The 19,328-nt window shown below is 68.4% G+C and carries 16 protein-coding genes; 10 read left to right on the top strand and 6 right to left on the bottom strand.

Annotation, left to right across the window (positions count from 1 at the left end):
• Window positions 1-49: 49 nt before the first annotated feature.
• The 5 genes from phoB to ppk1 all read left to right on the top strand — a co-directional run bounded on the left by phoB (window position 50) and on the right by ppk1 (window position 6,228).
• Complete coding sequence (phoB, locus tag ACVCL9_RS00990; RefSeq protein ID WP_395116970.1) at window positions 50-754, top strand: phosphate regulon transcriptional regulator PhoB; 705 nt, start codon at window positions 50-52, stop codon at window positions 752-754.
• A 17-nt stretch (window positions 755-771) separates the two neighbouring features.
• Complete coding sequence (gene phoR, locus ACVCL9_RS00985; RefSeq protein WP_447099433.1) at window positions 772-2,052, top strand: phosphate regulon sensor histidine kinase PhoR; 1,281 nt, start codon at window positions 772-774, stop codon at window positions 2,050-2,052.
• A 355-nt stretch (window positions 2,053-2,407) separates the two neighbouring features.
• Window positions 2,408-3,553: a glycosyltransferase family 4 protein gene (locus ACVCL9_RS00980; RefSeq protein ID WP_447099434.1), complete on the top strand. Its 1,146-nt coding sequence runs from the start codon at window positions 2,408-2,410 to the stop codon at window positions 3,551-3,553.
• On the top strand, window positions 3,528-4,091 hold the full coding sequence (locus ACVCL9_RS00975) for a phosphatase PAP2 family protein (protein ID WP_447099435.1): 564 nt from the start codon (window positions 3,528-3,530) through the stop codon (window positions 4,089-4,091). Before ACVCL9_RS00980 ends, ACVCL9_RS00975 begins: the two co-directional genes overlap by 26 nt.
• Window positions 4,092-4,119: 28 nt before the next feature.
• Complete coding sequence (gene ppk1 / locus ACVCL9_RS00970; protein WP_447099436.1) at window positions 4,120-6,228, top strand: polyphosphate kinase 1; 2,109 nt, start codon at window positions 4,120-4,122, stop codon at window positions 6,226-6,228.
• A gap of 159 nt (window positions 6,229-6,387) precedes the next feature.
• On the opposite strand, the gene ACVCL9_RS00965 is transcribed toward ppk1, so the two are convergent.
• Window positions 6,388-7,641, bottom strand: coding sequence for a porin (locus ACVCL9_RS00965; RefSeq protein WP_395116961.1), 1,254 nt, complete (start codon window positions 7,639-7,641; stop codon window positions 6,388-6,390).
• Window positions 7,642-7,901: 260 nt separating this feature from the next.
• Between ACVCL9_RS00965 and pstS the strand changes: the two genes are divergently transcribed.
• From pstS to phoU, 5 genes are all read left to right on the top strand, one after another.
• Window positions 7,902-8,936, top strand: coding sequence for a phosphate ABC transporter substrate-binding protein PstS (gene pstS, locus ACVCL9_RS00960; RefSeq protein WP_447097021.1), 1,035 nt, complete (start codon window positions 7,902-7,904; stop codon window positions 8,934-8,936).
• Between the two features lie 146 nt (window positions 8,937-9,082).
• On the top strand, window positions 9,083-10,090 hold the full coding sequence (pstC, locus tag ACVCL9_RS00955) for a phosphate ABC transporter permease subunit PstC (RefSeq protein ID WP_395116957.1): 1,008 nt from the start codon (window positions 9,083-9,085) through the stop codon (window positions 10,088-10,090).
• Window positions 10,090-10,956, top strand: a complete 867-nt coding sequence (gene pstA / locus ACVCL9_RS00950; RefSeq protein ID WP_136256896.1) for a phosphate ABC transporter permease PstA — start codon at window positions 10,090-10,092, stop codon at window positions 10,954-10,956. The genes pstC and pstA overlap by 1 nt, the downstream gene beginning before the upstream one ends.
• Window positions 10,949-11,743: a phosphate ABC transporter ATP-binding protein PstB gene (gene pstB / locus ACVCL9_RS00945; protein WP_395116955.1), complete on the top strand. Its 795-nt coding sequence runs from the start codon at window positions 10,949-10,951 to the stop codon at window positions 11,741-11,743. The genes pstA and pstB overlap by 8 nt, the downstream gene beginning before the upstream one ends.
• A gap of 143 nt (window positions 11,744-11,886) precedes the next feature.
• Window positions 11,887-12,633, top strand: a complete 747-nt coding sequence (gene phoU, locus ACVCL9_RS00940) for a phosphate signaling complex protein PhoU (RefSeq protein WP_447097022.1) — start codon at window positions 11,887-11,889, stop codon at window positions 12,631-12,633.
• Here the strand turns inward: phoU and ACVCL9_RS00935 are convergent, their stop codons facing one another.
• From ACVCL9_RS00935 to ACVCL9_RS00915, 5 genes are all read right to left on the bottom strand, one after another.
• Entirely contained in the window at window positions 12,634-14,049 is a 1,416-nt protein-coding gene (locus ACVCL9_RS00935; protein WP_447097023.1) for a sensor histidine kinase, read from the bottom strand. It abuts the gene before it with no gap.
• Window positions 14,050-14,113: 64 nt separating this feature from the next.
• Entirely contained in the window at window positions 14,114-14,449 is a 336-nt protein-coding gene (locus ACVCL9_RS00930) for a hypothetical protein (RefSeq protein WP_395116949.1), read from the bottom strand.
• 67 nt (window positions 14,450-14,516) lie between these two features.
• Window positions 14,517-15,860 carry a sigma-54-dependent transcriptional regulator gene (locus tag ACVCL9_RS00925; protein WP_395116947.1) on the bottom strand — a complete coding sequence of 448 codons (1,344 nt, stop codon included), beginning with the start codon at window positions 15,858-15,860 and terminating at the stop codon, window positions 14,517-14,519.
• 184 nt (window positions 15,861-16,044) lie between these two features.
• The gene (locus tag ACVCL9_RS00920) at window positions 16,045-17,871 is read right to left on the bottom strand and encodes a DUF885 domain-containing protein (RefSeq protein ID WP_447097024.1); all 1,827 of its coding nucleotides are present in this window, start codon (window positions 17,869-17,871) and stop codon (window positions 16,045-16,047) included.
• A 180-nt stretch (window positions 17,872-18,051) separates the two neighbouring features.
• Window positions 18,052-19,263 (bottom strand): ABC transporter permease, encoded by a 1,212-nt coding sequence (locus tag ACVCL9_RS00915; protein ID WP_447097025.1) that lies wholly within the window; start codon window positions 19,261-19,263, stop codon window positions 18,052-18,054.
• Window positions 19,264-19,328: the final 65 nt, after the last annotated feature.

Genomic DNA, 19,328 nt, shown 5'->3' with positions numbered 1-19,328 from the left:
GCGTAACATGGCCGTGATTCCATGGCGCCGGCTGCCACTGGGCATATGCATGCAAAAACGCATCCTGATCATCGAAGACGAGGCGCCGATCCGCGACATGGTGGCGTTCGCGCTGCGCCGCGCAGAGATGCTGCCGGTCTGCGCCGCCGATGCCGGTGAAGCGCAGCTGGCCATCGCCGAGGCGGTGCCCGACCTGATCCTGCTCGACTGGATGCTGCCGGGCATCAGCGGCATGGACCTGGCCCGGCGCCTGCGCCGCGAGGAGCTGACCCGCGACCTGCCGATCATCATGCTGACCGCCCGCGGCGAGGAGACCGACCGCGTGGCCGGCCTGGATGCCGGCGTGGACGACTACGTGGTCAAGCCGTTTTCCACCCGCGAGCTGGTGGCGCGGATCAAGGCGGTGCTGCGCCGCAGCCAGGGCGAGGACGGCGCCGGCATGATCGAGCTGGGCGGGCTGCGTCTGGACGGCCAGGCGCACCGGGTGTTCGCCGGCGACGAGCCGGTGCACCTGGGCCCCACCGAATACCGCCTGTTGCACTTCTTCATGAGCCACAGCGAGCGCGTGTATTCCCGCGCGCAACTGCTCGATCATGTCTGGGGCGGCAGCGTCTACGTGGAGGAGCGCACCGTCGACGTGCACATCCGGCGCCTGCGCAAGACCCTGGAAGCATGGGGCCTGGATGCCCTGATCCAGACAGTGCGCGGCACCGGTTACCGCTTCTCCGCCCAGCCCGCACCCGTGCGGCCCTGAGCAGCTCCGGCCGGCGCATGCGCAGCATCCGCACCTCCTTCGACACCGGCTTCCTCGTCATCGTGATCGGCTCGATGACCGGCGCGATCGTCGCCGCGCTGTGGGCGTCGCCATGGTGGGCGCTCGGCGTCGCCCTGGGCGGTGAAGCCGTCGCGCTGGGGTGGTGGCTGCGCGCACGCCGTGCACGCCGGACGCGACCCGATACACCTGGCCAACTCCGCGCCGCACGCGCCTTGCGCCAGTCGCGCCTGCGCGCGCAGTTGCACGACGTGCGCGACGCGGTGGGCGCACTGGCCGATGCCGTGGTGCTGTTCGACGATCAGGGGCGCGTGCGCTGGTTCAACGCGGCCGCTACCCGTCTGCTCGGCGTGCGGCGCGAACACGTCGGGCAGCCGCTCGCGCAATGGCTCGACGGCAGCGAGCTGGGCACGTGGCTGCGCACGAATGCCACGCAGCCGGCCGCCGACCTGCCGGCGCCGGCGGATGCGTCGCTGCGCCTGGCCGCGACGATCATCCCCTTCGGCCAGCAGCTGAAGGTGCTGCTGGCGCGTGACATCAGCACGCTGATCCGGCTGGAGCAGGTGCGCCGCGATTTCGTGGCCAACGTCTCGCATGAGCTGCGCACGCCGCTGACAGTGATCCACGGCTATCTGGAACTGCTGGACCCCGTGGACGTGCCCGAGCTGGCGCCGGTGCTCGGCGAGATGCGCATGCAGTCGCAGCGGATGCAGCAGATCGTCGAGGATCTGCTGACCCTGTCACGGCTGGAAACGCGCGAGGCCCTGCCGGACGAGGAAGTGGCCATGATTCCGCTGCTGGAGACGCTGCGCCGCGAGGCGGTGGCGCTCAGCCAGGGCCGGCACCGCATCAGCGTGGAGGCGACCACTGCGGTGCGCCTGCGCGGCTCGATCCATCACCTGCACAGCGCGTTCTCCAACCTGACCAGCAACGCCGTGCGCTATACGCCCAGCGGCGGCGAGATCGTGATCGGCTGGCGGCAGACCGCCGATGGCGGCGCGATCTTCTCCGTGCGCGACAGCGGGCTGGGCATCTCCGCCGAACACCTGGTGCGACTCACCGAGCGCTTCTACCGCGTGTCGTCCAGCCGCTCGCGCGAGTCCGGCGGCACCGGCCTGGGCCTGTCCATCGTCAAGCACGTGCTGAACCTGCACCAGGGGCGCCTGGTGATCGAGAGCGAGCCCGGCCGCGGCTCGACCTTCTCCTGCGTGATGGAAGCCTCGCGCGTGTTGCCGCCGGACCGCGGCGGCATCTTCCGCGCCGAGACGCCGACGAACTGAGCGGCGCCTGCGCGCAACTCCTTGTCGCAAAAAAAACGGCACGGAGAAAGTCCGCGCCGGGAGCCGATTCAGGAGGAGAGCGGCATCTCGAAGATGCCTGCCATGGAGGGGAGTGCCTGGCAGGCGCAGGCATTATCGCGACGCCGCGTGACAGGCCGATGACACGCGAGGCGGGTCCGGTCTTCTCGTCTGGCGACGGAGCGCACCGCGCGTTGCACTGCCGAAAGCCGTCGACGACGGCCGTGCGCGCTGCCTCCCGGCGCGCAGGACACCAGCGCACAAGCGTCATGCAGCCGTCGCCCGCGTGCAACAGGGCCGCGCCACGATCGTTGCCAGTTCCGATCGGAGAGCAGCGATGCGCGTCAGCTTCGTCACGGAAACCTGGCCGCCCCAGGTCAATGGTGTCGCCCTCACCGTGCGTTCGCTTGCCACCGGCCTGGCGGCACGCGGGCTCGGCGTCGACGTGATACGCCCCGGTCATGGGGGCCGCGACGGCAAGGTCGAGCTGGTGGGCGCACGCGGCGTGGCGCTGCCGCGCTACCCGGGCATGCAGTTCGGCCTGCCCGCCGGCAGTGCGCTGCGCCGGCGCTGGCATGCGAAGCGGCCCGATGCGGTGTACATCGCCACGGAAGGTCCGCTGGGCGCGTCGGCGCTGCGCGTGGCCAACGCGCTGCAGGTCCCGGTGGTGAGCGGGTTCCACACGCGCTTCCACGACTACGCCGCCCACTATGGCGTCGGCCTGCTGGCGCCGCTGGTACGCAACCACCTGCTCGGCTTCCACCGTCGCGCGCAGATGACCCTGGTGCCGACCAACGCGCTGCACGCCGAGCTGACGGATGCCGGTGTCGACCACGTGCGCAAGCTGCGCCGCGGCGTCGATGTCCGGCTGTTCTCGCCGGAGCGGCGCGATCCGGCGCTGCGCCGCAGCTGGGGCGTGGATGACGAGACGCCGGTGCTGCTGTGCGTCGGACGGATCGCTGCGGAGAAAAACCTGGGCCTCGCCGTGCAGGCTTTCCGCGCGTTGCAGGCACGCACGCCCGCCGCGCGCCTGGTGATGGTCGGCGACGGTCCGCAACGCGCGGCGCTCGCCAGCGCCTGCCCCGAGGCCCTGTTCGTCGGCACCAGGCACGGCGCGGATCTGGCCGCGCACTACGCCAGCGCGGACGTGTTCCTGTTCCCGAGCCTGTCGGAAACCTTCGGCAACGTGGTACTGGAAGCGATGGCCTCGGGGCTGGCGCTGGTCGCGTTCGACCATGCCGCGGCGCAGGAGCACGTCGTCGACGGCATCTCCGGGCGCATTGTGCCGCCCTCGGACGCGCGCAGTTTCATCACCTCGGCCTATCAGCTCGGCGTCGACCCGACGACCCGCCGCAGGCTCGGCGCCCATGCGCGGCGCGCCGCGCTGCGGTGCCCGCCGGACATGGTGATCGCGGAATTCGAGACTTTGCTGGTCTCGCTGCTGCATGGCCATCCCGATGACCGTCTCCGCGCCGTCGCCTGAACCGGCAACTCTGTCGCTGGACGCGCTGCTGTGTCGCGCGGCCAGCCGCTGGGGCGCGCGTCGCGCGGTGCAACGGATCTTCGGCGCGGCCAGCCGCCTCGGCGATGGCTGGCTCTGGTACGGCCTGATCGCCGCGTTGGCCATCGGCGGCAGTGACCGCGGTCGGCACGCCGCACTGCAGATGGCCGGCACCGGCATCGTGGCGTGGTTGCTCTACCGCACGCTGAAGCGCCGCACGCGTCGCCCGCGGCCGTTCCGCGTGCACCGCGAAGTGATCGCGCGCGCACCGCCGCTGGACGAGTTCAGCTTCCCGTCGGGACATACGCTGCACGCGGTGAGCTTCGGCATCGTCGCCGCCGGCTGGTTTCCCGTGCTGGCCCTTCCGCTGGCGCTGTTCGCCGTGCTGGTGGCGATGTCGCGAGTGGTGCTGGGCCTGCACTACCCCAGCGACGTGCTCGCCGGTGCCGCACTCGGCGCGCTGCTCGGCCTCGGCTCGCGCGGGCTCGACGCCGCACTCGTCGGCACCCTGGCGGGTTGAACCGCCCTCACCCGCCGACCCTCCGCCCATGACCATCGCAAGCGCGCCGCAGCACGTCGAGCCGGAGCCGGCCAGCGTCGGTTTCCGCGCGGCGAACCTCTGCCTCAACCACGAACTTTCGGCGCTCCAATTCAATGCCCGCGTGCTGGCCCAGGCGCGCGACGCCACGGTACCGCTGCTGGAACGGCTGCACTTCCTGTGCATCTCGGTGCGCAACCTCGACGAGTTTTTCGAGGTGCGCGTGGCCAGCCTCAGGCACTGGATCGCCTACGGCGACGCGCGCCCAGGCCCGGACGGCATGCCCCTGGCCGAGGTGCTCGCGCAGGTGCGCGACAACGCCACCCGGCTGATGCACACCCAGTACGAAACGTGGCATGACGAGCTGCGCCCGGCGCTGGCGCGCGAGGGCATCGTGTTCATCGACGGCACGCCCTGGTCGCCCGCACAGACGCGCTGGGCGCGCACGCACTTCGAGCGCGAGATCCTGCCGGTGCTCTCGCCGCTGGGCTTGAACTCGGCCCACCCGTTCCCGCGGATACTCAACAAGAGCCTCAATGTCGCGGTGGTGCTGGACGGCGAGGACGCCTTCGGTCGCGAGGGCCATGTCGCGGTCGTGCGCGCGCCGCGCTCGCTGCCGCGCGTGATCCGCCTGCCGCCGGAGGTCGCCGGCGCGCCACACCAGTTCGTGTTCCTCTCCACGCTGCTGGAGCGCTTCGCCGACGCGATGTTCCCCGGCATGACGATCCGCGGCGCCTGCCAGTTCCGCGTGACGCGCGATTCCGAACTGGAGCTGGAAGAAGGCGACACCGAGAACCTGGCGCGCGTGCTGAGCATGGAACTGCGCGAGCGGGCTTACGCCGACGCGGTGCGGCTGGAACTCGGCGAGGGCTGCACGCCCGAGGTGCGGCAGATGCTGCTGGTGAACTTCGGCCTGACCGATGCCGACGTGTACCTGTGCAGCGGCCCGGTCAACCTGCATCGCGCGTCGGCGGTCTATGACATGGTCGATCGCCCGGATCTGAAATATCCGCCGTTCGTGCCGGCCGTGCCTCGCGCCTTCACGGCGGACGCCGGCATGTTCGATACCATCAGCCAGGGCGACCTGCTGCTGCATCACCCGTTCGATTCGTTCACGCCCGTGCTCGAACTGCTGCGCCAGGCCAGCACGGACGCCGACGTACTGGCGATCCGGCAGACGCTGTACCGGGTCGGCGAGGACTCGCCGCTGGTCGGCTACCTTGCCGATGCGGCCCGCTCCGGCAAGGAGGTGACGGCGGTCATCGAGTTGCGCGCCCGCTTCGACGAGGAGGCGAACATCCGCCTGGCCGACCGTCTGCAGGAGGCCGGCGTGCAGGTCGTGTACGGCGTCGTCGGCTACAAGACCCACGCCAAGATGCTGCTGATCGTGCGCCGCGAACGGGGCGTGCTGTGCCGCTACGCGCACCTGTCCACCGGCAACTACCACCTGGCCACCAGCCGGCTCTACACCGACATCGGCCTGATGACCCGCGACCCGGGCATCTGCGCCGACGTGGGCCGGATCTTCCAGCAGCTGTGCAGCCTCGGACCGGCAGTCGAGCTGGAGCACGTGCTGCAGTCGCCCTTCAGCCTGCACCGCGGCCTGCTCGCCCTGGTCGAGCGCGAGATCACGCACGCATGCGCCGGCAAGCCGGCGCGGATCATCGCGCGCATGAACGCGCTGAACGAACCTTCCATGGTCGCCGCGCTCTACCGCGCCTCCTGCGCCGGCGTCGAGATCGACTTGATCGTGCGCGGCGCATGCATCCTGCGCCCGGGCCTGCCCGGGGTCTCCGAGCGCATCCGCGTGCGGTCGGTGCTGGGCCGCTTTCTCGAGCACAGCCGCGTGTACTGGTTCGCCAACGACGGCTGCGCCGAGATCTACGGCTCCTCGGCCGACTGGATGGAGCGCAATCTGCTGCGCCGGGTCGAGGCATGCTTCCCGATACGCGACCCGCGCATCGCGGCGCGTGTCTTCCGCGAGACGCTGCAGAACTACCTGGACGACAACGTGCAGGCCTGGCTGCTGGACGCCGATGGGCACTATCGCCGCGCCACGCCGGGCGACGCACCGGCGCATGCGGCGCAGGGCTGGCTGCTGGACCGGTACAAGACCTGACGCCTCGGCGGACGCGCGCGCAGCGTCATCGCCATCATCCGCGCAAAAAAAAGAAACGGCGGGCATCCTGGCCCGCCGCTCTCCATCCCTGGGTGGAACTCCCTCACGATAACCGTTTGCCCCGCCGCGCCGCCGCGGACTGCCGCGGCGGCACGGGGTTCAGAAGCGCACTTCGCCGAACACGCCGATCTCGTTGGTCTTCACGTTGCGCACGTGCGGCGGTACCGGCGTGCTGACGGACTTGTCGGCCTTCTCGTGCTTCCACACGCCGGCCAGCTTGAAGCCCTTGGTCACCTGGTACTCGACGCCGGCGTTGTAGTAGACGTTCTTGTTGGCGCCATCCAGCGTCTTGCTGAGCTTGGCGTTGTCGTAGCGGGCGAACAGGCTCACGTCGTCGGCCACCGCCACGCTGCCCCACAGCGAGTAACCGTCGGCCTTGTCGGTGGCCGTGGTGAGCACGTTGTTCCAGTTCTTCGCCGTGAAGTACTCGGCGCCGAGACGGAACGCGTCGCTGGCATAGGCGACCATGATGTCGCCGCGCTCGGCCGTGTTCACGGCGTTGACGTTCTCGGTCTCCTGGCCGCGATGGCCGCGGTAGCCGCCGATCGCCACCACCATGTTCTCGAACGGCACGAAGCCGAGGCGGCCCTCGACATCCACGCCCTTGCTGCGGCCCGGATTCTTGTAGCCGTTGCCGTTGACCACCGACACCGCGTAGTTGAACGACTTGCCGGCGCCCAGCTCGCCACCCAGGTGCAGGCCCCAGTCCGCCGAGTTGCCGTACTTCAGGCGGTCGGTGATGGTGTTCTCGACGTAGCGGAAACCGTAGTACTGCTCGGCGAACGGAATCCACGGCATGTCGGTCGAACCGATGCGCAGCACCGCCGCGTCGTCGAACTTGCCCTGCACGTAGGCCTTCTTGACGAACAGGCTGGTCTGGCCGTCGCTGCTGGAATAGTTGAAATCGGTGGTCAGGTTCATCGACCAGATGTCGTTGAACTTGTGGTCGACGCCGAGGTAGAAGCGCTTGACGTCCATGCCGATGCCGGACTTGTCGGTCTTGCCGCTGTCGCTGTCCTTCTGGTCGATGTTGGTGAAGTCGAAGTACATGCGGCCGGACAACTTGGTGTTGTTGACCAGCTTCTCCAGCGACTCGAGTTTCTTGTCGCTGGCGGTGGTCACCGCCGTCGCCTTCTCCACCGCCTGGCCGGTGCTGACGTTGATGTCGGACTGCGCATCGGTGCGCTGTTCCAGTTCGTTCACCTTGGCCTGCAGTGCGGCGAGCTGGGCCTTCAGCGACTCGACCTCGGCGCTGGTGGTCGCCGACGTCCGGTTCTGCGGCGCGGCCGCGGCCGTGAAGCTGGCAACCCCGAGGCCGGCGGCAATCGCCACCGCAATCAGTTTGGAACGCATGTCTTTCTCCGCAAGTGGGTGGGAAATCGCTGGGTCGCCGCCCGAACCGGAGGGGCCTGGCCGGCGATTGGTTAAAAGTTTGCAGACGGACTTTTACGGCTGGATGCCACTGACATGACAGATTCGAGACACTCCCGCGCGCGGCCCGCCGGCACTGTCGCAGGGGCTGTCATCTTGCTGCAACATTCATTTCATTCAATGGCAACACGAAAAGCCTGAAATGGCGGGGTCGCATCCGACCCTACTCGAAAGGAGCTTCCATGTTGACCCTCCGCAAACTGCCAGTCCGGCTCGCCGCCGTCGCCACGTTCGCCGTGACCTCGACCTTCGGCGTGGCCGCCCACGCCACCGACATCACCGGCGCCGGTTCCAGCTTCGTCTACCCGGTCATGTCCAAGTGGTCGGCCGCGTATGCCGAGAAGACCGGCAACCGCCTCAACTACCAGTCGATCGGTTCCGGCGCCGGCATCGCGCAGATCAAGGAAGGCACCATCGACTTCGGCGCCTCCGACGCGCCGATGAAGGCCGAGGACCTGAAGAAGTACGGCCTGGGCCAGTTCCCGATCGTGGTCGGCGGCATCGTGCCGGTGGTCAACATCGCCGGCGTGCAGACCGGCCAGATCAAGCTGGACGGCGCCACCCTGGCCGACATCTTCCTGGGCAAGATCAGGAACTGGAACGATCCGAAGATCGCCGCGCTGAACGCGGGCCTGGCCCTGCCGGCCGGCAAGATCACCGTGGTGCATCGCTCGGACGGTTCGGGCACCTCGTTCAACTTCACCAACTACCTGTCCAAGGTCAGCCCGGAGTGGGCCGGCAAGGTCAAGTTCGGCACCGCCGTGGAATGGCCGACCGGCGTGGGCGGCAAGGGCAACGAGGGCGTGTCGCAGTACGTGCGCCAGATCAAGGGCTCGATCGGCTACGTCGAATACGCCTACGCGGTGAAGAACAAGATCAGCTGGGTGAACATGAAGAACGCCGCCGGCAACGTGATTGCGCCGGAAGCGGAGAGCTTCGCGGCCGCCGCAGCTACCGCCGACTGGGCCAGCGCCAAGGACTTCAACCTGATCATGACCAACGCGCCGGGCGCCAAGGCGTGGCCGATCACCGCCACCACCTGGATCATCATGTACAAGTCGCCGAAGAACGCGGGCAACAGCAAGGTCGCCTTCGACTTCTTCAAGTACGCGCTGGAGCATGGCCAGCAAGCCGCCAGCGAACTCGACTACGTGCCGCTGCCGGCGTCGCTTGTCAGCCAGATCGAGGCGTACTGGACGTCCGAGTTCAAGCATTGATGGCTTGATCGAAGCCGCCGCCCGCCCCGTTCGCCCCGAGCGCGTGGCGCAGGGTCGGAGCCGAAGGAGACTGCCCTTCGGCTCCGCTGCGCTACGCTCGGGGCGAACGGGGTTTGTTCAATCACAAGCCGGTCACCGAGTCCCGCATGACGACAGCCATCACCACCGACATCCTGGAACAGCGCAGCCGCCGTGACGCCCGTCACGAGCGGCTGTTCCGCTGGCTGTTGAAGGCCTGCGCGCTGCTGGTGCTGGCATCCCTGCTCGGCGCCGCCGCGGCCACCCTGTGGGGCGGGCGCGACGCGTTCGCCACCTTCGGCTGGCACTTCCTGGTCAGCTCCGAATGGGACCCGGGCAACGAGGTCTACGGTGCCCTGGTGCCGGTGTACGGCACCCTGGCCACCTCCTTCATCGCCTTGCTGATCGCCGTGCCGGTGAGTTTCGGCATCGCGGTCTATCTCTCCGAAGTGGCGCCGGCCTGGCTGCGCACGCCGGTGGCCTCGGCCATCGAACTGCTGGCCGGCATCCCCTCGATCATCTACGGCATGTGGGGGCTTTTCATCTTCGCCCCGTTCTTCGCCGAACACGTCAAGCCGTGGCTGACCAACAACCTCGGCAACCAGCCCGACGACGGCCAGCTGTCGTGGGTGGCCGAGCACGTGCCCTTCGTGGGCAAGCTGTTCGGCAGCAGCTATCCGTTCGGCGCCAGCATCCTGGTCGCCGGCATCGTGCTGGCGATCATGATCATCCCGTTCATCTCCTCGGTGATGCGCGAGGTGTTCCAGACCGTGCCGACGCGGCTGAAGGAATCGGCCTATGCGCTGGGTTCCAGCACCTGGGAGGTATCGTGGGACATCGTGCTGCCGTACACCCGCTCGGCGGTGATCGGCGGCATCTTCCTCGGCCTCGGCCGCGCGCTGGGCGAGACGATGGCGGTGACCTTCGTGCTGGGCAACGCGATGCAGCTGTCGGCCTCGCTGCTCGACCCCGGCACCTCGATTGCCTCGACCATCGCCAACCAGTTCAGCGAAGCCGCCGGCCTGCAGAAGTCCGCACTGATGGCGCTGGCCTTCCTGTTGTTCGTGGTCACCTTCATCGTGCTGCTGATCGCCCGCCTGATGCTGCGCCGCCTGGCGAGCAAGGAGGGTCGTTGATGAACGCGCTCTACCTGCGCCGGCGGATCACCAATGCGCTGGCCATGACCATGAGCATGCTGGCCACGCTGGTGGGGCTGGCCTTCCTCGCCTGGATTCTCTGGGAAACGCTGCGCCAGGGCATCAGCGCGCTGGACCTGAAGCTGTTCACGAAAATCACCGCCTACGGCGAGGACGGCGGCCTGCTGAACTCGATGGTCGGCAGCCTGGTGATCAACTTCATCGGCATCGGCATCGCCACGCCGATCGGCGTGCTGGCCGGCACCTGGCTGGCCGAGTACGCCAACCGCACGAAGCTGGGGGAGTCGATCCGCTTCCTCAACGACATCCTGCTGTCGGCGCCGTCGATCGTGATGGGCCTGTTCGTCTACACCATCATCGTGCTGCCCAGCACGGCGCTGACCCACGGCAACACCACCTTCTCCGGCTTCGCCGGCGGCGTGGCGCTGGCGCTGATCGCGTTGCCGGTGATCGTGCGCACCACCGACGAGATGTTGCGGCTGGTGCCCTCCACCTTGCGCGAAGCCGCGCTGTCGCTGGGCGTGCCGCAGTGGAAGCTGACCGTGCAGATCCTGATCCGCGCGGCGCGCTCGGGCATCATCACCGGCGTGCTGCTGGCGCTGGCGCGGATCAGCGGCGAGACCGCGCCGCTGCTGTTCACCGCGTTCGGCAACAACTACATGGCCATCAACCCGATGGAGAAGATGTCCAGCCTGCCGCAGATCATCTACCAGTACGCCAACGACCCGGGCGAATCGATGCACGCGCTGGCGTGGGCCGGCGCGTTCGTGATCACCATGTTCGTGCTGCTGCTGAGCCTGGCCTCGCGCCTGATCCTTTCCCGCACCAAGGTGTCCCATGACTGATCCCGCCCTCGCCGCCCGGCCGTTGCCGGTGGCGTCGCCCAAGTTCACCGTGCGCGACCTGCACTTCCACTACGGCGATTTCCATGCGCTGAAAGGCATCGACATGGATATCCCCGAGAAGCAGGTCACTGCGATCATCGGGCCGTCCGGTTGCGGCAAGTCCACCTTGCTGCGCATCTTCAACCGCATCTACGCCATCTATCCGAAGCTGCGGGCCACCGGCTCGATCCTGCTCGACGGCGAGAACATCCTCGACCCGCGCTATTCGATGAACCGCCTGCGCAGCAAGATCGGCATGGTGTTCCAGAAGCCGGTGCCGTTCCCGATGACGATCTTCGAGAACGTCGCCTACGGCATCCGCCACCACGAGAAGCTGTCCAGGTCCGACATGGAAGGCCGCGTCGAGCAGGCACTGCGAAGCTCGGCGCTGTGGGACGAGGTGAAGGACAAGCTCAAGCACAACGCGCTCGGCCTCTCCGGCGGCCAGCAGCAGCGCCTGTGCATCGCCCGCGCGATCGCGCTGAAACCCGAAGTGCTGTTGCTGGACGAACCCACCTCGGCGCTCGACCCGATCGCCACCGGCCGCATCGAGCAATTGGTGGAGGAACTGAAAAGCCAGTTCACCATCGTCATCGTCACCCACAACATGCAGCAGGCAGCCCGCGTCTCCGACCTCACCGCCTTCATGTACCTGGGCGAGCTGATCGAGTTCGACAAGACCGAGAAAATCTTCACCAAGCCGGACAAGAAGCAGACCGAGGATTACATCACCGGGCGATTCGGCTGATCGACTGAAAGCCCCTCTCCCCATGGGAGAGGGGTTGGGGTGAGGGTCCGGGCGAAGCGCGATGCTTCGCTCCGCCCCGCACCCTCATCCGCCCCTTCGGGGCACCTTCTCCCAAAGGCAGAAGGAACAAGCAGAGGCACATCATGAGCACTGGCACAGACCACATCATCAAGAGCTACGACACCGAACTGAGCCGGCTCACCGCCGAGATCGTGCGCATGGGCGAGTTGTCGGTGAAACAGCTGGAGGCGGCGATCGACGTGGTCGAGCGGCGCGACGAGCGCGCCGCCCAGCGCGTGGTCGACAACGACGACACGATCGACCAGATGGAGCACGACATCAGCCACGACGTGGTGCGTCTGCTGGCATTGCGCGCGCCGATGGCCGGCGACCTGCGCAACGTGTTCGCGGCGCTGCGCACGGCGGCCGACATCGAGCGCATCGGCGATTACGCCGCCAACGTGGCCAAACGCTCGATCCCCCTGTCGATGGTGGCCCCGGTGCAGCCGGCCAGGGGCCTGGAACACCTGGCGCGGCTGGCGGCCACCGGCGTGCGCGAGGTGCTCGCGGCCTACCAGGAGCGCGATGCCGAGCGCGCGCACGCGGTGTGGAAGAACGACACCGTGCTGGACGAGGCCTATACCGGCTACTTCCGCCAGCTGCTGACCTACATGATGGAAGACCCGCGCAACATCACCCCATGCACGCACCTGCTGTTCATGGCCAAGAACATCGAGCGCATCGGCGACCATGCCACCAACATCGCCGAGAACGTGTGGTTCCAGGTCACCGGCGAACCGCTGCAATCGCAGCGCAGGAAACTCGACCAGACCTCCAGCGCGGACTTCTCCGGGCTGGCCGGACCTGGAGACAAGCCCGCGCGCCCTTGATCAGCCGCGCGGCGGCGCCTTGGCGGTCGGCAACAGCAAGGTCACGCGCAGGCCGCCGCCCTCGCGGTTGGCCAGCAACACGCGCCCGCCGTGCGCCTCGGCGATCTCGCGCGCCAGCGCCAGGCCCAGGCCGGTGCCGGAGCGCTTGGTCGAATAGAACGGCAGCAGCGCCTGCGCCAGCACCGTTTCGCTCATGCCCGGGCCACGGTCGGCCACCTCCACGCGCATCTCGGCGCCGACATCGTGGATCGACAGCGTGACCTCGTCGTCCGGGCCGCCGGCTTCGTGCGCGTTCTTGATGAGGTTGATCAACACCTGCTCGACCTGCGCGGCGTCGAACCAGCCCGGCCGCTCCGGAACGGCCGAGGCCAGACGATAGCGGCAGTGCAGCGACAGGCCTTCCAGAAAGGCCGCCCACTCCACCGCGACCGGTCGCGGTGTCGGCAGCTTGGCGAAGCTGGCATAGCCGGCGATGAAGCCGTGCAGGTGGCGGGCACGTTCGCCGATGGTGGCGAACACGCTGGGCAGGCGATCGACGTCGCCGCGCCGCGCCAGCTCCGCGCCAGAGTGCGCCAGCGAGGAGATCGGCGCCAGCGAGTTGTTGAGCTCGTGGCTGATCACCCGGATCACCCGCTTCCAGGTCGCCACCTCCTGCCGCGAGAGCTCGCGCGTCATGCGCCGGAACGAATGCAGGCGATGCGGCCGCCCCTGCAGGCGGAACGCACGCTGCGACAGGTGGAAGGTTTCGTCGCTGCCGTCCATGTCCACCGTGAGCAGCGCATCCTCGCCGCTCTCCACCGCCTGGCGCAGCACCTGCGGCGCCTCTGCCAGCAGTTCGGCGAAATCCAGCCCGGCCAGGCTGCGCCCCTCATTGAACAGGTGCCTTGAGGCGATGTTGGCGTAGGCCACGCGGCCCGCGGCATCGGTGAGCACCAGCGCCACCGGCGTGTTCTGCACCACCGTGTCCAGCAGCAGCTCGCGTTGCGCCAGGTGCTGGCGCTGCTCACGCAAGGTGTGGCCCAGCTCGTTGTGCATGCGGATCAGCTTGCCCAGTTCGTCGCGGCGGTTGGCTGCGATGGAGAAGCTGAAATCACCGTCGCGATAACTGGCCACCGCGCCTTCCAGCGCCCGCAGCAGGCGGCTCACCGGGTCCAGCGCGCGCCCGGCCAGCCAGATCGCGGCCAGCATCAGCAACACCAGCCCCACGGCCAGTGCGATGTAGACATCCTGCGGCGGCGTCGCGGTGACCGCGGCCGATGCCGCCTCGCCGGCGCCGGCCGCGCCGCCATGCAACCACGCGAGCAGTTGCGGCAGTGGCCAGCGGGTGACGCCGACGAGGATCAGTGCGCCGACCACGCCGGCGGCGACCAGCAGCAGACTCAGCCGCGCGCGCAGCGAGTTCAGCAGTTGCCACATGGGGCGCCGCTCCGGCCGCTGCGCACGGCGGCAGGCACCGACCCCGGCCCGCGCGTCCACCGCATCAGCGGCATCCCGGCGCCCTCGGATGCATCGCGCAATCGAGTGGCGGCCGGCCGTTCTGCCACGGCCGCGACTTGCCCATCACGGCGGCCTTGTCGTTGGCCTGCGGCGGCGGCTCATAGGCGGGGCCCTGATGCTTCGCCTGCCTGAACTGGAACACGCCATGGGCGTCGTTGCCGGGCAGCACCGGTACGCTGCGGTAATTCGTCGAGCCGGCCGCCGGCGGTGCGGCATCCCAGCGATCGTCGCGGGAGTCGCTCTGCGGCGCGGCCGACTGCGCGGCCACGGCGCCGGCCAGCAACATCGCGCAAGGGATCAACAGACCTCGAAACTTCATCGCACACCTCCGCCTTCTCGATCGCGCATCTTTGTCCGCCGCACGCGCGGCGGCAAGCCCGCTCCGGTCAGCCCGAGGTGGCCAGCCCGTAGCGCTCCATCCGCCGATACAGCGCCTGGCGCGACAGGCCAAGCTGCTGCGCGGCGCGACTGACCACGCCGCCGGCATGCTGCAAGGCGTCCTCCACGGCGTCGCGGCTGGGTTCGTCCAGGTTGCGGTTGCTCGCTGCCGCATGTTGCGGCAGGTTGAGCAGCTCCGGCGTGATCGGGTTGCCGCCCGCCAGCAGGGCGGCGCGCTCGATCGCGTTCTTCAGCTCGCGCACGTTGCCCGGCCACGGATAGCTCTGCATCGCCTCGCGCGCGGCGTCGCCCAGTTCCGCGCGGCCGTCGAGGAAGAATTCCGCCAGCGGCAGGATGTCGTCGGTGCGCTCGGTGAGCGGCGGCAGGTTCACTTCGATCACGTTGAGCCGGTAGTACAGGTCCTCGCGAAAGGTACCGGCCTGGATCATCGCCTTGAGGTCGGCGTTGGTGGCGCTGAGCACGCGCACCTTGGCGTGGCGCGTCTTGCCCGAACCGAGCCGCTCGAACTGGCCGGTTTCCAGCACGCGCAGCAGCTTCATCTGGCCGGGCAGCGGCAGGTTGCCGATCTCGTCGAGGAACAGGGTCCCGCCGTCGGCCAGCTCGAAGCGGCCCTCGCGCGCCTTGTTGGCGCCGGTATAGGCGCCGGCCTCGGCACCGAACAGCTCGGCTTCGATCAGCTCGCCCGGCAGTGCGCCGCAATTGACCGCCACGAACGGCCCGCGCTTCACCGCGGAGTTCGCGTGCACGATCGCCGCGATGCGCTCCTTGCCGGTGCCGTTGGGGCCGGTGATCAGCACCGGCACGTCGGAGCGGGCGACCTGGCAGGCCAGGTTGAGCGTGCGCCCCATTGCCTCGGAAGCGAATACCAGCCCGTCGAGGTCGTACTTGCTGCGCAGGTGCTCGCGCCGCTGGCGCCGCTCGCGCCGGCTGCGGGTCAGCTCGCGGCTGGATTCGGACAACTCCAGCAGGTTCTCCACCGTGGCCAGCAGCTTGTGGTCGTCCCAGGGCTTGGCCAGGTAATCGGCCGCGCCGGCCTTGACCAGCTCCACCGCGGTTTCCAGGTGCGTCCAGGCGGTGAGCAGGATCACCGGCAGGTCGGGATGGCGCTCGCGGATGGCGCGGAACAGCTCCACGCCCTCCTCGCCCGAGGTGGTGTCGGCGGTGAAGTTCATGTCCTGGATCACCACGTCGACGGTGTCGCGCTCCAGCATGGCCAGGCCGTCTTCCGGGGTCAGCGCGGTCAGCGGGAGGATCTCGTGCAGCGACAGCGCCAGCGAGAGCGCCTCGCCCACGGCGGGATTGTCGTCGATGATGAGTACGGTTCGGGTCATTCGTTTTCTGCACATGCGGACATGGATGCCGCTCGTGTCCGCAAGGTTGCCATGACCATCGGGCTATGCAAGCCCCGATGGCGTCATCGACCGGCCCGGCTAGCGTGTAGGGCGGGCACCGCCCGCCGGCTATTCCACAGCGGGACGATGGCGGGCGGTGCCCGCCCTACAAGGGGCCAACCGGCTAGATCGCCGCCGGATGCGCCGGCGCCTTGCCGGCCTTCACCGCGGCGATCCAGTCGTTGACGCGGTCCTCCAGCACGTCCAGCGGCAGCGCGCCGCCGCCGAGGATCTCGTCGTGGAAGGCGCGGATGTCGAACTGGTCGCCCAACGCCTGCTTGGCTCGCGCGCGCAACGCCAGGATCTTCAGCTCGCCGGTCTTGTACGCCAGCGCCTGCCCGGGCCAGGTGATGTAGCGGTCGGTCTCGGCCTGCACGTCCGGCTCGTCCTCGCTGGAATGGGCGTGGAAGAAATCGACCATCTGCTGGCGCGTCCAGTGCTTGTAGTGCACACCGGTGTCGAGCACCAGGCGATCGGCGCGCAGCAGCTCATCGGACAGGCGGCCGTAGTCGGACAGCGGGTCCTTGTAGAAGCCCACCTCCTTGCCCAGCTGCTCGGCGTACAGCGCCCAGCCCTCGACATAGGCGGTGTAGCCGGCCTGCTGGCGGAACGGCGGCAGCTTGGGCAGGCTCTGCGCGATCGAGATCTGCAGGTGATGGCCCGGGATGCCCTCGTGGTAGGCGGTGGATTCGATGGTCAGCACGCTGCGGTTGGCGAAATCGCCGGTGTTGACGAAGATCTGCCCGGGCCGCGAGCCGTCCGGCGTGCCCTGATGGTATTCGGCCGCCGCGGCCTCCTTCTCGCGGAACTTCTCCACCGGCTTGACCACCACCTCGGTCTTGGGCAGGCGCCCGAACAGTTTGGGCAGCTCCGGCTCCATGCCGGCGATGTAGCCGCGATAGCGATTGAGGATGTCCTCGCGCGAGGTGGCGTGCGTCTTCGGGTTGGTCTTCAGCGAGGCGCGGAAACTGGCCAGGTCCTTGAAGCCCTGCGCGTGGGCGATCTTCGTCATTTCGCCCTCGATGCGCTTGACCTCGGCCAGGCCGATCTCGTGGATCTGCTGCGGGGTTTCCCTGGTAGTGGTCATCTGCTCGACCTGGAAGCGGTAGATCGCCTCGCCGTTGGGCAGATCCCACACGCCGGGCTGGCTGCGCCCGTGCGGGGCGTAGTCGTCGGCCACGAACTTGCCCAGCTTTGCGTAGGCCGGGCGCACGTCGTGGTCGATCGCGGCGACGATGGAGTCATGCAGGCGCTTCTGGTCGGCCGCCGAGACCGACTTGGGAAAATGCTTCAGCGGCTCGGCGAACACGCTGTCCATGCCGGCCGGCTGCTCGATGCTGGCGATCTGCTTGACCACTTTTTCCAGCAGGTACTTCGGCGGCATCATCTTGTCGGCCATGCCCTGCCGCGCCACCGCGGTGACCTGGTCGAACAGCTTCGGCACTGCCTTCAGGCGCGCCAGGTAGTCGTCGTATTCCCTGGTGCTGTTGAACGGGATCGAGCTGACGAAGCCGGCCAGCGCGATGTGCACGCCGCTCATCTGGTCCAGCGGCATCTCGTAGAGCTTGAGGTCGTAGGAACGCAGCGAATCCTTCAGCTGGCGCACCATCAACTGCTGGTTGAGCTTGTCGCTGTCGGGGAAACCGCTGGTGTCGATCGCCTCGAAGCGCTTGAGGAAATCGGCCGTCGCCTGATGGTCCGCGCGCATGTGCGCCAGCGAGACATCGCTCCAATGATCGTTGTAGCGCAAGTCGCCCAGGATGGTGGCGAACTCGGGGCTGTTCTTCAGCGTGTACTCCCATTGCTCCGCCAGCAGCGCGTTGAGCGCCTGCACGCGACTGGCCACGTCGCCCTTGGCGACGGACTGCGCCGCGGGCGCCGCCTGCAGCGGAGCGGCCAGGGTCACCGAGCCCGCGAGGGCCAGACAGATCAACAACGGCAGGGTTTTCATCGGCAGCGTCCTTTGGGTCGTGGTGAATCGATACGGTGGATTGTGATCGCGTCGAGGGGCGGTCAGCCCGTGCCGGAATGCACGGAGCCTGGAAGGGGGAATTGGGGAATCGCAAGGCCGTGACGCTTCACGCTCTGGTCTTTCCCGTTTCCCATTGCCGACCCTCCATTCCCGGCACCGCTATCCCCTCGTCGCCACCACCGGCGGCACGGCCGCGGCGCGCAACGCGGGGCCGAGCACGGCGAGCTGGCCGAGCAGCCACAGTGCGACGGCGCCGATCGGCAGGTAGGCCAGCGGCAGGCGCGGCAGTTCGTAGTGCGTCATCAGCAACAGATTGAGTGCATAGGCCAGCACCATGCCCAGCACGATGCCGAAGCTGACGATCAGGAAGTTCTCGGTCTGGAAGTAGTGCAGGATGTCGCGGCGGGTGGCGCCGATGGCGCGGCGGATGCCGATCTGCCGGCGCCGCTGCGCCACCCAGAAACTGGCCAGGCCGACGATGCCCAGGGCGGTGACCAGCAGCAGCGCCACGATCACGCCCACCAGCATGCCGATCATCGCGCGGTCCTTCTGGAAACTGCGGGTGCGCAGGTCGCCGAGGGTCTGCGTGCCGTCCTGGTCGAGCACGGCATCCGGGGCGATCTTCGCGATCGCGGCGCGGGCATCGCGCAACACCCGCGGCAGGTCCGTCGGCGCGGCGCGCAGCAGGTAGCTGCCGGAGAGATAGACGCTCGACTGCGCCGGCACGAACACCGACCAGTCGCGGCTGTCGCCGGGCCAGCCGCCCGGGTCGGGTCGCACCAGGTGGTCGATCACGCCGACCACGCGAAAGTGCGACTTGTCCAGCCAGAACTCCTTGCCCAGCGGATCGGCGCCCGGCCACAGGTGCTCGGCCAGTGCCCGCGTCACCTGCACCGAGGCGTCGTCCGGCATCAAGGCGGTGAACGGACGGAAATCGTCGGGCTGCGGATTGCGCCCGGCAACCAGCCGCGTGCCCAATGCCGAAAGGCTGCCCGGGCCACCGACGTAGAACTCGACCACGCCGCCGAAGTGCTTGCCGGCCATGTCCGTGGTGACGCCCGCGGTGCCGCGGCGCGCGCCGAACGGGATGGAGTTGAGCAGGCTCACCGACTGCACGCCCGCAATGCTGCCCAGCCCGGCCAGCACCCGGGCGTTGAGGTCGACCGCGTGCGCGTTCTCGTAGCCGGCCAGTTGCACCGTCGCCAGCGAGGCCTCGTCGACGCCGCTGTCGACCTGGATCGCGTCGATCCGGCCGGCGATCAGGAAACAGGCGTTGCACAGCACCGCGCAGGCCAGCGCGATTTCCAGCGCGATCAGCACGGTGGCCATGCGATGGCGGCGCAACGCGGCGAGGATGGGTCGAATCTGCATGTCTCGTTACCTGATGCCTGGTGAAAACGGTGCCTGTCTGAGATGTCCGGCCAGGGATGGCCGGG

It is taken from the genome of Rhodanobacter sp. UC4438_H5 (assembly GCF_052978405.1).
This window is presented reverse-complemented; position numbering and strand designations above follow the sequence as displayed.

Bases quoted from the DNA above. Each gene is read 5' to 3' on its own strand.
- phoB (WP_395116970.1), top strand. From the start codon at position 50: ATGCAAAAACGCATCCTGATCATCGAAGACGAGGCGCCGATCCGCGAC.
- phoR (WP_447099433.1), top strand. From the start codon at position 772: ATGCGCAGCATCCGCACCTCCTTCGACACCGGCTTCCTCGTCATCGTG.
- ACVCL9_RS00980 (WP_447099434.1), top strand. From the start codon at position 2,408: ATGCGCGTCAGCTTCGTCACGGAAACCTGGCCGCCCCAGGTCAATGGT.
- ACVCL9_RS00975 (WP_447099435.1), top strand. From the start codon at position 3,528: ATGACCGTCTCCGCGCCGTCGCCTGAACCGGCAACTCTGTCGCTGGAC.
- ppk1 (WP_447099436.1), top strand. From the start codon at position 4,120: ATGACCATCGCAAGCGCGCCGCAGCACGTCGAGCCGGAGCCGGCCAGC.
- ACVCL9_RS00965 (WP_395116961.1), bottom strand. From the start codon at position 7,641: ATGCGTTCCAAACTGATTGCGGTGGCGATTGCCGCCGGCCTCGGGGTT.
- pstS (WP_447097021.1), top strand. From the start codon at position 7,902: ATGTTGACCCTCCGCAAACTGCCAGTCCGGCTCGCCGCCGTCGCCACG.
- pstC (WP_395116957.1), top strand. From the start codon at position 9,083: ATGACGACAGCCATCACCACCGACATCCTGGAACAGCGCAGCCGCCGT.
- pstA (WP_136256896.1), top strand. From the start codon at position 10,090: ATGAACGCGCTCTACCTGCGCCGGCGGATCACCAATGCGCTGGCCATG.
- pstB (WP_395116955.1), top strand. From the start codon at position 10,949: ATGACTGATCCCGCCCTCGCCGCCCGGCCGTTGCCGGTGGCGTCGCCC.
- phoU (WP_447097022.1), top strand. From the start codon at position 11,887: ATGAGCACTGGCACAGACCACATCATCAAGAGCTACGACACCGAACTG.
- ACVCL9_RS00935 (WP_447097023.1), bottom strand. From the start codon at position 14,049: ATGTGGCAACTGCTGAACTCGCTGCGCGCGCGGCTGAGTCTGCTGCTG.
- ACVCL9_RS00930 (WP_395116949.1), bottom strand. From the start codon at position 14,449: ATGAAGTTTCGAGGTCTGTTGATCCCTTGCGCGATGTTGCTGGCCGGC.
- ACVCL9_RS00925 (WP_395116947.1), bottom strand. From the start codon at position 15,860: ATGACCCGAACCGTACTCATCATCGACGACAATCCCGCCGTGGGCGAG.
- ACVCL9_RS00920 (WP_447097024.1), bottom strand. From the start codon at position 17,871: ATGAAAACCCTGCCGTTGTTGATCTGTCTGGCCCTCGCGGGCTCGGTG.
- ACVCL9_RS00915 (WP_447097025.1), bottom strand. From the start codon at position 19,263: ATGCAGATTCGACCCATCCTCGCCGCGTTGCGCCGCCATCGCATGGCC.